The sequence below is a fragment of the Baekduia sp. genome (genome assembly GCF_035685985.1).
Taxonomy (GTDB): domain Bacteria; phylum Actinomycetota; class Thermoleophilia; order Solirubrobacterales; family Solirubrobacteraceae; genus Baekduia.
The window spans coordinates 101,099-114,831 of the sequence record NZ_DASRZV010000037.1 but is presented as its reverse complement, the minus strand read 5'-3'; the positions used below and the strand labels follow the sequence as shown (position 1 = coordinate 114,831).

Below are 13,733 nucleotides of genomic sequence, written 5' to 3'. Positions count from 1 at the left end.
CCAAGGCGCCATCGGTCGGCGGGGTGGGAGTCGTTAGGGTCTTGCCATGCCCGCCGTTGTCGTCGTGAGTTCCGGTCTGGTGCGCGTCTTCGGCGGCGGGAGCCGCGGCTGATGGGCGTTCGCCGCGTCGTGCCCAACCTGCAGGCGCCCGAGCCCGGGCAGGCCAAGGCGTTCTGCGAGGACGTGCTGGGCCTGGAGCCGGTGATGGACCAGGGCTGGGTCGTCACCTACGCCGCGCCGGGGAACCTCGGCGCGCAGCTGACGTTCCTCAGCCACGACGCGTCGGCGCCGGTCGCGCCGCACGTCTCGGTCGAGGTCGACGACGTCGACGCCGCCTACGCGGCCGCCCAGGCCGCCGGCCACGAGATCGTGCACCCGCTGACCGACGAGCCGTGGGGCGTGCGGCGGTTCTTCGTGCGCGAGCCGGCCTCGGGCGCGGTGGTCAACGTGCTGACGCACCGGGACCGATGAGCGCGGGCGGCGCGAGCCGTCCCAGCTGACATGTTCTCCGACAGCAAGGCCTTCAGCGGCTTCGCGGTGCCCGACGTCGACGCGGCCGAGGCGTTCTACGGCGAGACGCTCGGCCTCCGCGTCACCAACGACCACGGGCTGCTCACGCTGCACCTCGACGGCGGCGCCCGGCCGACGATCGTCTACCCCAAGCCCGACCACGTCCCGGCGACCTACACGATCCTCAACTTCCCGGTCGAGGACGTCGGCGCGGCGGTCCGCGAGCTGGCCGAGCGCGGCGTCGAGGTCATCCGCTACGACGGCATGCCCCAGGACGACGACGGCGTGATGCGCGGCAACGGCCCGGACATCGCCTGGTTCACCGATCCGGCGGGCAACATCCTGTCGGTGATCAAGCCCGACCGGCCCTAGTCCTCGTCGGCCCACGCCGGGCCGGTGCGCTCGTCGACCTTCAGCAGCAGCCGCTGGAGGGTCGTGCGCTCGGGGCCCGTCAACCCGGACAACAGGCGCTCCTCGGCGGAGCGCACCGCCGCGTCGACCGCGTCGCGCTTGGCGCGGCCCGCGGCGGTGATCGAGACGATGTGACGGCGGCGGTCGGCCGCGTCGCGCGTGCGCTCCAGCAGGCCGGCCGCCTCCAGCCGGTTGAGCATCGTCACCAGGTTGCTGGGGTCGACCGCGAGCTGGTCGATCAGCTGCCGCTGGCTGAGTGGACCGGTCGCCCGCAGCCGCAGCAGGATCTCCGCCTCGCGCCCGTTGAGCCCCAGCGGCGCGAGCGCGTCGGCGATCCACCGGCGCGCCACGAAGCCCACCTTGTTCAACAGGAAGCCCGGCTGGGTGAACCGCGTCTCGGGCGTCAGGCGGCGGCTGGTCATCGCGCGGCGAGCCTACCGGACGGTGGTCGCCCGCAGATCATCGGCATCTACCGATGATTGACAGCAGCCATCGATCTGCTATCAATGTCTTTAATCTCGACTGACTTTGTCGAGTTTACATCGGCCTCCGCCCTTCCTCCATGTCCGCCGTCACGCCCGTACCCATCGCGCCCGCCGCCGTCGCCCGGCGCCGCCGCCCGCGCACGCCCTCGCGCCGCTCGCTGCTGGGGCTCGCCCGCCGCGGCAGCGGCGTCCTGCTGATCCTCGTCCTCTGGGAGCTGAGCACCGCCGTGCTCGGCCTCTTCGAGCCCAACGTGCTGCCGTCGCCCAGCACGGTCGTCGCCACGTTCCGGGACCTGGTCAAGGACGGTGACCTGATCGGCCAGGTCGGCACGTCGATCCGGCGCGCCGCGCTCGGCGCGGCGCTCGGGGTCTCGGTCGGCGCCACGCTCGGTGCCGTCTCCGGCCTCTGGCGGCTGGGGGAGGACCTCGTCGACGCGCCCGTCCAGATGCTGCAGGCCGTCCCGTTCACGGCGGTCGTCCCGCTGTTCATCGTGTGGTTCGGGATCGGCGAGCTGCCCAAGATCCTCATCATCGCCTTCGGCGCGGCGTTCCCGATGTACCTGAACGTCTACGGCGCGATCCGCAACACGGACATCAAGCTCGTCGAGGCCGCCAAGGTCTTCGGGCTCTCCAAGCCCGCGCTGATCCGGCACGTGATCCTGCCGTCGGCCGCGCAGCCCGCGCTCGTCGCGCTGCGCCAGTCGCTGGCGATCTCGGTCGTCGCGCTCGTCGCCGCCGAGCAGCTCAACGCCTCCAGCGGCATCGGGTTCATCCTCGGCCAGGCGCGCGAGTTCCTGCGCGCGGACATCGTGCTGGTGTGCATCGGGATCTACGCCGCGCTGGGCCTCACCGGCGACCTGATCGCCCGCTCCCTCGAACGCCGCCTGCTCGCCTGGCGCCGGACCTATCGCGGGGCGTAGGCGACCATGACCACCAACAACTCGGTGACCGTCCGCGGCCTGCGCCGCGCCTACGGCGAGCGCACGGTCCTGCGCGACCTGGACCTCGACGTCGCCGACGGCGAGTTCGTGGCGCTGCTCGGCCAGACCGGCTGCGGCAAGACCACGCTCCTGCGCGTCCTCGCCGGCCTGGACCCCGCCACGGCCGGGACCGTGCAGGCGCCGGGCCGTCCCGCCGTCGTCTTCCAGGAGCCGCGCCTGCTGCCCTGGAAGCGCGTACTGGACAACGTGACGCTCGGGCTCTCGGGCGCCCAGGACCGGGCCCGCGACGCGCTGCGCGAGGTCGGCCTGGAGGCCCACGCCGGCGCCTGGCCGCTGACGCTGTCGGGCGGCGAGGCCCAGCGCGTCGCGCTGGCCCGCGCGCTGGTGCGCGAGCCGCGCCTGCTGCTGCTCGACGAGCCCTTCGCCGCGCTCGACGCGCTGACCCGGATCAAGATGCACGCCTTGGTCGGCGACCTCTGGCGCGCGCACCGCCCGGCGGTCCTGCTGGTCACCCACGACGTCGACGAGGCGCTGCTGCTCGCCGACCGGGTGATCGTCATGGCCGACGGCCGCATCGCCCACCACGAGCGCATCGACGCCGACCATCCGCGCGACCGCACGGACCCCTGGTTCGAGCGGCTGCGCGCCGACCTCCTCGCCCAACTGGGCGTTCACGAGTCAACCACCCCAACAAGGATCCCCGCATGACGTTCTCGCGCCACCGAACCCGCACGCTCGCGCTGACCGCGAGCGTGCTCGCCGCCGCCGCCCTGACGACGACGGCCTGCGGCAGCGGCGACGACGGCGCCGCGACCGCCGCGTCGTCCGCGAGCGGCGCGGGCGCCGTCGCGGGCGGCGGAGGCACGGTCCGCATCGCGCTGATCGGCACGACCGGCCCGACCGCCGCGGCCAAGAACGACGGGTCGCTGGCCAAGGACCTCGCCAAGGTCGGCGCCAAGGTCCAGTTCACCGGCCAGTTCCCGGCCTTCGCGCCCGCCGCCGAGGCGATCAACGCGGGCGCGCTGGACGCCGCGCAGGGGTCGATCTCCTCCGCGGTCGGCGCGCTGGCCCAGAAGCCGAGCTTCAAGATCTACGCCGCGCAGCTCGACAACGCCAAGTCGGAGGGGATCCTGGTCAAGGACCCCAACATCAAGAGCGTCGCCGACCTGGTGGGCAAGAAGGTCGCGGTCAACCCCAAGGGCACCGGTGAGTACCTGTTGTTGAAGGCCCTGGAGAAGAACGGCGTCGACCCGGCCAAGGTCGAGCGCGTGTACCTGGGCGCCGCCGACGGCGCGACCGCGTTCTCCTCCGGCAAGGTCGACGCGTGGGCCGCGTGGGGCGATTTCGTGGCCACCGCCAAGGCCAAGGGCGCGCGGCTGCTGGCCGACGGCGACCAGGTCGGCTCCGAGAACGACACGATCTGGGTGATCTCCGACACGTTCCTGAAGGCGCACCCGGCGACGGTCAAGGCGCTGTACGAGAACCAGGTCCGCCACTCCCAGGAGGAGCACGCCGACCCGGAGGGCGCGGTCGCCCAGGAGAACACCGGCGCGATCAAGTTGGACGACAAGGCGGCGGCGATCCTGGCCGACAACTACCGCGACCAGGACCCGGTCGCCAAGATCGACGCGACGTTCCAGCGGCGCTTCGGCGACGTCTCGGCGTTCTTCGCCGCCCAGAAGGTCATCCCGACCAAGCTCGACCCGGCGACGTTCACCGTCGACGCGACGACGCTCGGAGGCTGACGGAGGTGGCCGAGCTGTTCTACACCCGCTGCCCGGTCCCGACGGCGACCGGGATCGCCGCCGGGCTGGGCTGGCTGCCCGCGGACGCGCGGTCGCTGCAGGACGGCGCGGTCTCCACCGCGCTGCGCGCCGAGCACTTCACCCACGAGCTGACGTCGCTGATCCGCGAGGGCGGCAACGTCCCGGCGCTGTGGGCGCGCTCACGTGGCGCGGACACGCGGCTGATCGGGCTGACGTGGATCGACGAGCGCCAGGCGATCGTGGTGCGGCCGGAGGACGGGGCGGGTGGGGACCGGATCTCGCTGGCCGGCCTCCGGGTCGCGGTGCCGCGGCGGCCGGCGGAGCGGATCGACTTCTGGCGCGCGATGGCCCTGGCGGGCTTCGCCGGCGCGCTGGCGCTGGAGGGCGAGACGCTGGGCGCGGTCGCGCTGGTGGACGTCGAGTCCGCGCCGGACGGCCGTGGGCCCGACGGCTTCGCGCCCGAGGTCGACGCGGTGGCGGCGGGGCGCGCGGACGCCGCCTACGTCAAGGGCGCGCCCGGCCTGGAGGCCGCCGCCCGCGCGGGCCTGGTCGTCGGGATCGACCTCGACGACGTGCCCGATCGCACGACCCGCGTCAACAACGGCACGCCGCGCCCGATCACCGTCCACGCCCGGCTGCTGGAGGAGCGGCCCGACGACGTGGTGGCCTTCGTCGCCACGCTGCTGCGGGCCGCCGACTGGGCGGCGGAGCACCCCGACGAGGTCGCGGGCGCGCTGGCGCGCGAGACCTACGCCGACGCCACCTACGTGGCCGGCGCCTACCGCGACGACTTCCACCGCTCGCTGCACCTCGACCTCGGCGACGAGCGCCTGGCGCTGCTGGGGCGCCAGAAGGACTTCCTGTACGCCAACGGCTTCCTGGAGGCCGACGTCGACGTGGCGGCCTGGGCCGACCACACCATCTTGGACGCGGCTCGGGAGCGCCGCACGAAGGAGCTGATCTAGAACATCATGGCCTCGGACTACTTGTGGTACATCATCCCTCGCGACGGCGCCTACCCGTGGGAGCCGGAGGGAACCCGCGCGGTCGACTTCGACTACCTCAAGCACCTGGCGACCGGCGTGGACCGGCTCGGCTTCAGCGGCGCGCTGCTGGCCACCGACATCCACGACGTCTGGGTGCTGGGCAGCGCGCTCGCCGCCCACACGAAGAAGCTGCGGCCGCTGCTGGCCGTCCACCCGGGGCTGATCTCGCCGACGCTGCTGGCCAAGATGGCGCTGACCTTCGACGACCTCTTCGACGGCCGCCTGCGGATCAACGTGGTCAACGGCGAGACGCGGACGCTGCGCCAGTACGGCCTCGACGTCGAGCACGACGAGCGCTACGCGCTGGCCGGCGAGTACTGGGAGATCTTCCGGCGCCTGACCGCCGGCGAGACCGTGGACTTCGAGGGCCGCCACTTCTCGGTCCGCGGCGCGGGGTCGAGCTTCGGCCTGCCGGTCGTCCAGAAGCCGCACGTCCCGCTGTGGTTCGGCGGCTCCAGCGAGGCCGGGCTGCGGATGGCCGCCCAGCACATCGACCGCTACCTGTCGTGGGGCGAGCCGCCGGCCCAGGTCGCCGAGAAGATCGCGCGGCTGAACGAGCTGGCCGAGGAGCACGAGCGCACGGTCAGCTTCGGCATGCGCCTGCACCTGGTCGTCCGCGACACCGAGCGGGAGGCCTGGGACCACGTCGACCGGATCCTGCGCGCGACGTCGCGGGCCACCTACGACCGCATGGCGAAGTCCAACGCGGGTAGCGACAGCGTCGGGATGCAGCGGCAGTTCGCCAATCACCAGGGCCAGGTCCCCGATCGCGCCAAGGACCTCGAGGTCTACCCCAACGTCTGGCCGGGGATGAGCCTCTTGCGCCCCGGCCCGGGCACCGCGCTGGTCGGCTCCACCGAGCAGGTCGTGGAGCGGATCCAGGAGTTCGAGGCGCTCGGGGTCGACACCTTCATCTTGAGCGGCAACCCGCTGCTGGAGGAGGCCTACCGGGTCTCGGAGACCGTGCTGCCGAAGCTCGGCGTGCGTCCCGAGGCGGCCGTGCGGGCGCGCGACCACCAGGCGATCGTCGACGTGCCCGTCACCGCGGGCTGAACCGCCGTCAACCCAAGGACATCAAGAACATCATGAGCACCATCAAGATCGGCGTCCACCCCAACAACCCGGCGCTGTTCTTCCTCTCACACCTGGACCTGATCGACGCCGCGTGGCATCGCTACGCCGGCGGCACGACGACCGGCGCGCTGCTGGTCGACGGGACGATCGACGTCGGCGGCACCGGCGCGACGCCGCCGATCTCCGACCAGGCGTCGGGCAAGGACATCGTCTACCTGGCGGCGTCCGACCCGCGCCCCGCGCACGGCACGCTGCTGGTCACGCCGGACTCCGACGTCCGGAGCGTCGCCGACCTGCGCGGCCGCAAGGTCGCGCTGGGCATCGGCTCCTGGCAGACGCTGCTGCTGGCCACCGCGCTGGACCGCGCGGGCGTGGGCTTCGACGAGGTGATCGCGGTGCCGTCCGGCGAGGACTCGCTGGAGCGGCTGCGCTCCGGCGAGCTGGGCGCGTGGATCGGCCAGGGCCCGCACCACGTCGAGGCCACGCGCTCGGGCGCGGCGGTCGAGCTGGTGCCCGCGAGCGACCTGATCGCCAACCCGTCGGTCTGGTTCACCCGCCGCGACGTCGCGGAGACCCGCGCCGACGAGCTGGCGGCGGTGGCGGGCGCGTTGGAGGACGCGGGCGCCTGGGTCCAGGCCAACCCGCGCGCGGCCGCCGAGCTGTACGCCCGCGAGGAGGGCGGCTCGGCCGACGCGTGGGAGGCGTTCCTGTCGTCGATCCCCTGGACCGTCAACCCGATCGGCGGCGCGTTCGTCGCCGAGCAGCAGCAGGGCGCCGACGTCCTGGCCCGCGTGGGCTTCGTCGAACGCGCCGTGCGCATCGCGGACGCGACCGTCCCGGCGCTGGCCGCCGCGGTCGCGCAGGGGCTCGCGCAGGCCCGCGAGCGGCGGGCCGAGGGCGCCCTCGCGTAGGTCCGCGCGCGCGTTACTTGGCGCGCGCGGCCGCGTGTGAGGCTTGTGGCGGGCCGGTCGGCGGTGGTGCGGCCGCGTGCGCGAGACTGTCGGCATGACCGACGTCCTCGCGCACGCCGTTCGGGTCGCCCGCGGGGCGGAGCCGGCGGATCTCGTCGTGCGTGGTGGGCGCGTCGTGGACGTCCTGAGCCAGCGGGTCACGGAGCCGTGCGACGTGGCGGTCGTGGGTGAGCGGATCGTGGCGCTCGGCCACGACCTGCGCGGCCGCGAGACCGTCGAGGCGCGGGGCGCGTACGTCGCGCCCGGCTTCATCGACGCGCACGTGCACATCGAGTCGTCGCTGGTCGCGCCGGGCCGGTTCGCCGAGGCGGTCCTCCCGCACGGCACGACGACGATCGTGTCCGACCCGCACGAGATCGCCAACGTGCTCGGGGTCGCCGGCATCGAGTGGATGCTCGCCGCCTCGTCGGGCCTGGACCTCTCGGTGCTGATGATGGCGCCGGCCTGCGTGCCCGCCTCGCCGCTGGAGACCGCCGGCGCGCGGCTGACCGCCGCCGACCTCATCGGCCTCGCCGACCGCCACGCGCGCGTGCTCGGCCTCGCCGAGATGATGAACTACCCGGGCGTCCTGGCCGCCGACCCCGACGAGCTGGCCAAGCTGGTGGCCTTCGCCGGACGCCCGATCGACGGCCACGCGCCGGGCGTCGTGGCCACCGACCTGCAGGCCTACCTGGCCGCGGGCGTCGCCTCCGACCACGAGTGCCTGACCGCCGACGAGGCGCGCGAGAAGGTCGCCCACGGCATGACGGTCTTCCTGCGCGAGGCCACCAACGCCCGCAACCTGCTCGACGTGCTCCCGGCGGTCACGACCGCCAACGCCCGGCGCTTCGCGTTCTGCACCGACGACCGCGTGCCCGGCGAGCTGCTGGACGACGGCTCGATCGACGCGATGGTGCGCATGGCCGTCGACGCGGGCCTGGACCCGGTCACCGCGATCACCATGGCCACGCTGAACGCGGCCGAGCACTACAACCTGCGCGACCGCGGCGCGGTCGCGCCCGGACGCCGCGCCGACCTCGTCCTCTTCGACGACCTCCGCGCGCCGCGGCCCGACACGGTGCTGGCGGGCGGGCGCGTCGTCGCGCGCGGCGGCGAGCACCTCGGCGACCAGGCGCCCGCGCCCGGCGGCGTCGGGCCGACGATGGACGTCGCCTGGCGCGACACGCTGGAGCTGGCCCGCGCCGGCGACCGGGTCAAGGCCATCGGGCTGATCGCCGACCAGCTGGTGACCACGGCCGAGCCGCGCGACCTCGCGAGCGGCGCCGGCGCCGGCGGCGCCGCGAACGGCATCGCCGCGCCCCAGCCCGACGAGGACCTCCTGCGCCTCAGCGTGGTCGAGCGCCACCGCGCCACCGGCAACGTCGGCCACGGCTTCGTCACCGGCTTCGGGCTGCGCGCGGGCGCGCTGGCCTCCTCGGTCGCCCACGACTCCCACAACATCGTCACGGTCGCCGCCGACGACCGCGACGCGATGGTCGCCGCCCGCGCGGTGGCCGACCTCGGCGGCGGCCTGGTCGTCGCCGCCGGCGGCGAGGTCCGCGCGACCGTCCCGCTGGAGATCGCCGGGCTGATGGCCGACCGCTCGCCCCACGCGGTCGCCGCGGAGGTCCAGCGCGCGGAGACCGCGGCGCGCGACCTCGGCTGCCGCGTCGGCGCGCCGTTCATGGCGCTGAGCTTCCTCGCGCTGCCGGTGATCCCCTCGCTGAAGCTGACCGACCACGGGCTCGTCGACGTCGACGCGTTCGCCCTGACCGACGTCTTCATATAGGCCTTCTCGTGGAGCTGCTGCGCGATCGCTTCCCGGACGATCCGGCGCTCGACGCCGCGATCACGCACGCCCTGCTGCGCCAGGTCGGCGCGGGCGAGCGCGGGCCGGTCGCGCGCGTCTTCCGGCCCGGCCCGACGATGGCCTTCGGCCGCCTCGACGCGTTCGCTCCCGGCTACGCGGCCGCCCGCGCCGCCGCCCGCGAGCACGGCTACGTGCCGCTGCTGCGCCTCGGCGGCGGCCACGCCGCGGGCTACGACGAGGGCTCGCTGCTGGTCGAGGTGATCCGGCCGGTCCCGACGATCGCCGAGGGCCTCCAGGAGCGCTTCGCGTGGCTGACCGACCTGCTGGTGCAGACGCTCGCGCACCTCGGGATCGCCGCGCGCGTCGGCGTCCTGCCCGGCGAGTACTGCGCGGGCGACCACTCGGTCAACGCGGCCGGCGTCAAGCTCGCCGGCACCGCGCAGCGGACGATCAAGGGCGCGTCGCTGGCGACCGCGATGCTGATCGTCTCCGGCGGCGACCGGCTGCGCGCCGCGCTGACCGACGTGTACGCGCAGCTGGAGATCGCGTGGCGCCCCGCGACCGCCGCCGCGGCCGACGACATCGTGCGCTCGCTGACCGCCGCCGACGCCGAGCGCACGCTGATCGCCGCGCTGGCCGCGCGCGAGCGGCTGACCGCCGGGACGCTCGGCGACGAGACGCTCGCGCTCGCGCAGCCCCTCCGCGCTGGACATCTGAACGGTTGACACGGCGCTCTCCCTCGATCGGGGGATGAAAGCCGCTCAAAGCTGGACGACCTCTGTGGATGGTCATGGACGTCGCCGTCGCCAGTTCCGTCGCGGTCGCCCGGCAGCCGATCCTGACGGCGCGTCAGCGGCTCGTCGGCTACGAGCTGCTGCACCGCGGCGTGGCCGCCTACGGCGAGCAGGCCACCGCGCAGGTGCTGGTCGCCGCCTACGGCGACATCGGCATCCGCGGGCTGGTCGGCGGCCGGCGCGCGTGGATCAACGTCTCGCGCCGCTTCCTGCTCGACGTCGACCCGCTGCCGCTGGCGCCCGACGACGTCGTCCTCGAGCTGCTCGAGGACCAGAACGTCGACGACGAGCTGCTCGGCAAGCTCCAGGAGCTGCACGTCGCGGGCTTCACGATCGCGCTCGACGACTTCACCTACGCGCCCGAGGTCGAGGACCTGCTGGCGCTGGCCTCGATCGTCAAGGTCGACGTGCTCGACGGCGGCGTGCCGCACGCGGCGCGCCAGGCCGAGCTGCTCAAGCCCTTCGGGGTCACGCTGCTGGCCGAGAAGGTCGAGGACCGCGAGACGTTCGAGGCCTGTCGCGCGCTCGGCTACGAGCTGTTCCAGGGCTACTTCTTCTGCAAGCCCGAGATCGTCCGGGGCCGAGAGATCCCGACGTCGGTGTCCTCGTCGCTGGGCGACATGGCCGTGCTGTCGCGCGCGGACGCCACGTTCGAGGAGATCGCGGCGGTCGTGGCCCGCGACCCCGGCCTGACCCTGCGGTTGTTGAGGTTGTTGAACTCCGCCGCCTACTCGCTGCGGCGCCGGATCACCTCGGTGCACGACGCGGTCACGATGCTCGGCGCGCGGACCGTCCGGCAGTGGGCGATGCTGCTCGTCCTGGGCGGGATCTCCGTCGACTGCGACGAGCTGGTGCCGACCGCGCTCAGCCGCGCCCACACGCTGTCGCGGCTGGCGCAGCGGCGCGGGGACGACACCGACGTCGCGTTCTCGGTCGGGCTGCTGTCGGTCGCCGACGCGCTGCTCGGCGTCCCGATGGCCGACGCGCTGGACGGCCTGCCGCTCGACGACGCGGTCGTCGCGGCGCTCCTGGACCGCGAGGGCCCCGACGGGGCCGCGCTGACCGCCGTCCTGGACTTCGAGTGGGGGACGGCGCCCGCCGACCCGGACCTGCACGACGCGGTCGGCGCGTGCTACGCCGAGGCCCTGCGGTGGTCGCTGCGCACGGCGGCGTCCGCGCGCGACTGAGACGCTCGTCCACCTCGCCCTCAACCGAACATGGTTCGCACCGATCATGCGGGAGAGTGGAGCCGATGGACCAGGACGATCCCACACGCCTGACGCGAGGGCTCGAGTCGATCATCGACGCGGCCGCGTCGATCCTCGCGGAGGGGTCGCTGGAGGAGACGTTCGACGAGATGGCGCGGGCGCTGGAGACGATCGTCCCGTTCACGTCGCTGGCCGTCTACTCGACCCAGGACGGCGCGCCGGTGCTGACGCCGGTCTACGCGGTCGGACGCTACGTCGAGGAGACGCTCGCGGGCCGGCCGCCGCTGCAGGGGTCGATCGCCGGGCGCGTCGTGCTGACGCGCACGCTCGTCCACTACGAGGCGGCCGCCGAGCGCGACAGCGTCTACGTCGTCCCGGGCACCCCCGACGACGAGCCCGAGGCGCTGGTCTGCACGCCGCTGATCGCCGGGTCGCGCGTGCTGGGGACGCTGAACGTCTGGCGCGAGGGCGCGGTCGCGGAGTTCGCCGACCACGAGGTCGAGCTGATCCAGCGCTTCGCGACGCTCGCGGCGTTGGCCTATGACAACGCGCGCCAGCGCGAGCGGCTCAGCCATCAGGCGCGGACCGACGAGCTGACCGGCCTCTACAACCGCCGCCACTTCCACGAGCGGCTCGGGTCCGAGCTGGCGCGGGCGCGGCGCTCGGGCGCGCCGGTCGGGCTGATGCTGCTCGACGTCGACGACTTCAAGGCCGTCAACGACGGCGACGGGCATCCGGTCGGCGACGCGGTCCTGCGCGCCTTCGCGGCGCTGATGAGCGAGACCGTGCGCGGCGCCGACGTCGTCTGCCGGACCGGCGGCGAGGAGTTCGCCGTGATCCTGCCGGACGCCGACGCGGGCGAGGCGGTCGCCGCCGCCCACCGCGTCGTGGCCGCGATCCGCGCGGCGCGGATCGGGCCGGGCGGGACGCTGACCGCGTCGGTCGGGCTGGCGATCGCGCCCGTCGAGGGCGACACGGTCGCGACGCTGTTCCGGGCCGCCGACGACCGCCTGCTGGCCGCCAAGGCCGCCGGAAAGGACCGGGCGATCACCTCCTAGGCGGGTAGGCTGGATCGGGTGTTCGCCGCGTTGCGAGACCCCAAGCGCCTCAGCCTGCTGGCCGCGATCATGGGGTCGTTCGTCGTCGGGCTGGACTCGACGGTCGTCAACGTCGCGCTGCCGTCCGTGGCCCGGGACCTGGGCGGCGGGCTGGCGGGCCAGCAGTGGGTCGTCAACGCCTACATGTTGGCGCTCGGGTCGCTGATCCTCATCGGCGGCTCGCTGGGCGACCTGCTCGGCGAGCGACGCGTCTTCGCGTTCGGCGTCGCGGGCTTCGGCGTGGTGTCGATGGTGTGCGCGCTGGCGCCGTCGATCGAGGTGCTGGTCGCGGGCCGCGCGCTGCAGGGCGTGTTCGGGGCGCTGCTGACGCCGAGCGCGCTGGCGGTGATCGTCAGCACGTTCCCGCCCGACGAGCGCGGGATGGCGGTCGGCTCGTGGACGGCGTGGTCGGGGATCTCGACGGTGATCGGGCCGCTGGCCGGCGGCTACCTGATCGACGCGACGTCGTGGCGGTGGATCTTCGCCGTCAACGTGCCGTTCGTGCTCTTCACGTTGATGTTGATCGTCGTGGCCGTGCCCAAGCGGGCGCGGGACGCGCGCCGGGCGCGGATCGACTGGCTCGGCGCGGCGCTGTGCGCGCTGGGCCTGGCGGGCCCGGTCTTCGCGCTGATCCGCCAGCCGGATCTCGGCTGGGGCTCCCCGGGGGTGATCGTCCCCGCGGTCGTCGGGATCGCGCTGCTGGCCGCGTTCCTGGTCTGGGAGCGGATCGTGCGCGACCCGATGCTGCCGCTCGGGCTGTTCACGCGACGCAACTTCGCGGTCGGCAACGCGCAGACGTTCGCGATGTACGGCGGCCTGGGCATCACGTTCTTCTTCTTGGTGCTGTTCCTGCAGCAGGTCGCGGGCTACGACGCGCTGCAGGCCGGGCTGGCGACGCTGCCGACGACCATCATCATGTTCTTGCTGTCCAAGCGCGCCGGGAAGCTCGCCGACCGCTACGGGCCGCGCTGGTTCATGGGCTGCGGCCCGCTGGTGGCCGCCGTGGGGCTGGCGCTCATGCAGCGCGTCGGCGCGCACCCGAGCTACGCGGCCGACGTCCTGCCCGCGTTGTTGGTGTTCTCGCTCGGGCTCTCGGCGACCGTCGCGCCGCTGACCGCGACGGTGCTGGCCGACGCCGACGAGCAGAACGCGGGCATCGCCTCGGGCGTCAACAACGCGGTCGCGCGCGTCGCGTCGCTGATGGCGGTCGCGACGCTCGGCGCGGTCGTCAGCGCGTCGTTCTCCGGCGCGATCGACCACAGCCTCGGCGACCGCCCGCTGAGCCCGGCGTCGCGCGCGGCGGTCGCCCACGCCAAGCGGCAGACGCTCGCGATGGCCGACACCTCCAACCTGCCCGCGGCCGAGCGCGCGCCGGTCGCCACGGCCGTCACCGACGCCTCGGTCGACGCCTTCCACCTCGGCATGGGCCTGTCCGCCGTGCTGGTCGCCTGCGGCGGCCTGCTCGGCCTCGTCGGGATCGTCAACCCGCGCCGCGACATCCACTGCGAGGACTGCCCCGGCGGCCAGCTCGTCGCGGCGCCGCTCACCGCGGCGCGCGCGCCGGAGCTGTCGCGCGGCGAGGTCGCGGCACAGGCGCCCTCGTCGGGCTGACCCGCGACGTGCACGGATGTCCGGGCCGCC

14 protein-coding genes are annotated in these 13,733 nt (G+C 73.9%); 13 read left to right on the top strand and 1 reads right to left on the bottom strand.

The annotated features are described in order from the left end of the window. The first annotated feature begins 111 nt into the window (after positions 1 to 111). Both VFG42_RS25440 and VFG42_RS25435 read left to right on the top strand, forming a co-directional pair. On the top strand, positions 112 to 471 hold the full coding sequence (locus VFG42_RS25440; protein WP_324911648.1) for a VOC family protein: 360 nt from the start codon (positions 112 to 114) through the stop codon (positions 469 to 471). 30 nt (positions 472 to 501) lie between these two features. Further along, positions 502 to 882, top strand: coding sequence for a VOC family protein (locus VFG42_RS25435; protein ID WP_324911647.1), 381 nt, complete (start codon positions 502 to 504; stop codon positions 880 to 882). Here VFG42_RS25435 and VFG42_RS25430 read toward each other — a convergent pair. Continuing rightward, a complete protein-coding gene (locus tag VFG42_RS25430) occupies positions 879 to 1,343 on the bottom strand; it encodes a MarR family winged helix-turn-helix transcriptional regulator (RefSeq protein ID WP_324911646.1) in 465 nt (154 codons plus the stop codon). The two genes, VFG42_RS25435 and VFG42_RS25430, sit on opposite strands and share 4 nt — an antisense overlap. A 140-nt stretch (positions 1,344 to 1,483) precedes the next feature. Between VFG42_RS25430 and VFG42_RS25425 the strand changes: the two genes are divergently transcribed. The 11 genes from VFG42_RS25425 (at position 1,484) to VFG42_RS25375 (ending at position 13,703) form a co-directional block, all read left to right on the top strand. After that, positions 1,484 to 2,326: an ABC transporter permease gene (locus VFG42_RS25425; protein WP_324911645.1), complete on the top strand. Its 843-nt coding sequence runs from the start codon at positions 1,484 to 1,486 to the stop codon at positions 2,324 to 2,326. Positions 2,327 to 2,332: 6 nt separating this feature from the next. Next, positions 2,333 to 3,055 (top strand): ABC transporter ATP-binding protein, encoded by a 723-nt coding sequence (locus tag VFG42_RS25420; RefSeq protein ID WP_324911644.1) that lies wholly within the window; start codon positions 2,333 to 2,335, stop codon positions 3,053 to 3,055. Next, complete coding sequence (locus VFG42_RS25415; protein WP_324911643.1) at positions 3,052 to 4,092, top strand: NrtA/SsuA/CpmA family ABC transporter substrate-binding protein; 1,041 nt, start codon at positions 3,052 to 3,054, stop codon at positions 4,090 to 4,092. Before VFG42_RS25420 ends, VFG42_RS25415 begins: the two co-directional genes overlap by 4 nt. A gap of 5 nt (positions 4,093 to 4,097) precedes the next feature. Further along, positions 4,098 to 5,078, top strand: coding sequence for an ABC transporter substrate-binding protein (locus VFG42_RS25410; protein ID WP_324911642.1), 981 nt, complete (start codon positions 4,098 to 4,100; stop codon positions 5,076 to 5,078). A gap of 6 nt (positions 5,079 to 5,084) precedes the next feature. After that, a complete protein-coding gene (locus tag VFG42_RS25405; protein WP_324911641.1) occupies positions 5,085 to 6,212 on the top strand; it encodes an LLM class flavin-dependent oxidoreductase in 1,128 nt (375 codons plus the stop codon). Positions 6,213 to 6,244: 32 nt separating this feature from the next. Continuing rightward, positions 6,245 to 7,144, top strand: a complete 900-nt coding sequence (locus tag VFG42_RS25400) for an ABC transporter substrate-binding protein (RefSeq protein WP_324911640.1) — start codon at positions 6,245 to 6,247, stop codon at positions 7,142 to 7,144. Between the two features lie 94 nt (positions 7,145 to 7,238). Beyond that, positions 7,239 to 8,972, top strand: a complete 1,734-nt coding sequence (gene ade / locus VFG42_RS25395) for an adenine deaminase (protein ID WP_324911639.1) — start codon at positions 7,239 to 7,241, stop codon at positions 8,970 to 8,972. Positions 8,973 to 8,980: 8 nt separating this feature from the next. Continuing rightward, positions 8,981 to 9,718 carry a lipoate--protein ligase family protein gene (locus VFG42_RS25390; protein WP_324911638.1) on the top strand — a complete coding sequence of 246 codons (738 nt, stop codon included), beginning with the start codon at positions 8,981 to 8,983 and terminating at the stop codon, positions 9,716 to 9,718. Positions 9,719 to 9,783: 65 nt separating this feature from the next. Further along, a complete protein-coding gene (locus VFG42_RS25385; RefSeq protein WP_324911637.1) occupies positions 9,784 to 10,974 on the top strand; it encodes an EAL and HDOD domain-containing protein in 1,191 nt (396 codons plus the stop codon). 65 nt (positions 10,975 to 11,039) lie between these two features. Next, complete coding sequence (locus VFG42_RS25380; RefSeq protein ID WP_324911636.1) at positions 11,040 to 12,053, top strand: sensor domain-containing diguanylate cyclase; 1,014 nt, start codon at positions 11,040 to 11,042, stop codon at positions 12,051 to 12,053. Positions 12,054 to 12,071: 18 nt separating this feature from the next. After that, the gene (locus VFG42_RS25375) at positions 12,072 to 13,703 is read left to right on the top strand and encodes a DHA2 family efflux MFS transporter permease subunit (protein ID WP_324911635.1); all 1,632 of its coding nucleotides are present in this window, start codon (positions 12,072 to 12,074) and stop codon (positions 13,701 to 13,703) included. The last annotated feature ends 30 nt before the right edge of the window (positions 13,704 to 13,733 follow it).

What these genes read in the sequence shown, in the direction of transcription:
- VFG42_RS25440 (WP_324911648.1), top strand. Translation starts at nt 112, where the DNA reads ATGGGCGTTCGCCGCGTCGTGCCCAACCTGCAGGCGCCCGAGCCCGGG.
- VFG42_RS25435 (WP_324911647.1), top strand. Translation starts at nt 502, where the DNA reads ATGTTCTCCGACAGCAAGGCCTTCAGCGGCTTCGCGGTGCCCGACGTC.
- VFG42_RS25430 (WP_324911646.1), bottom strand. Translation starts at nt 1,343, where the DNA reads ATGACCAGCCGCCGCCTGACGCCCGAGACGCGGTTCACCCAGCCGGGC.
- VFG42_RS25425 (WP_324911645.1), top strand. Translation starts at nt 1,484, where the DNA reads ATGTCCGCCGTCACGCCCGTACCCATCGCGCCCGCCGCCGTCGCCCGG.
- VFG42_RS25420 (WP_324911644.1), top strand. Translation starts at nt 2,333, where the DNA reads ATGACCACCAACAACTCGGTGACCGTCCGCGGCCTGCGCCGCGCCTAC.
- VFG42_RS25415 (WP_324911643.1), top strand. Translation starts at nt 3,052, where the DNA reads ATGACGTTCTCGCGCCACCGAACCCGCACGCTCGCGCTGACCGCGAGC.
- VFG42_RS25405 (WP_324911641.1), top strand. Translation starts at nt 5,085, where the DNA reads ATGGCCTCGGACTACTTGTGGTACATCATCCCTCGCGACGGCGCCTAC.
- VFG42_RS25400 (WP_324911640.1), top strand. Translation starts at nt 6,245, where the DNA reads ATGAGCACCATCAAGATCGGCGTCCACCCCAACAACCCGGCGCTGTTC.
- ade (WP_324911639.1), top strand. Translation starts at nt 7,239, where the DNA reads ATGACCGACGTCCTCGCGCACGCCGTTCGGGTCGCCCGCGGGGCGGAG.
- VFG42_RS25385 (WP_324911637.1), top strand. Translation starts at nt 9,784, where the DNA reads ATGGACGTCGCCGTCGCCAGTTCCGTCGCGGTCGCCCGGCAGCCGATC.
- VFG42_RS25380 (WP_324911636.1), top strand. Translation starts at nt 11,040, where the DNA reads ATGGACCAGGACGATCCCACACGCCTGACGCGAGGGCTCGAGTCGATC.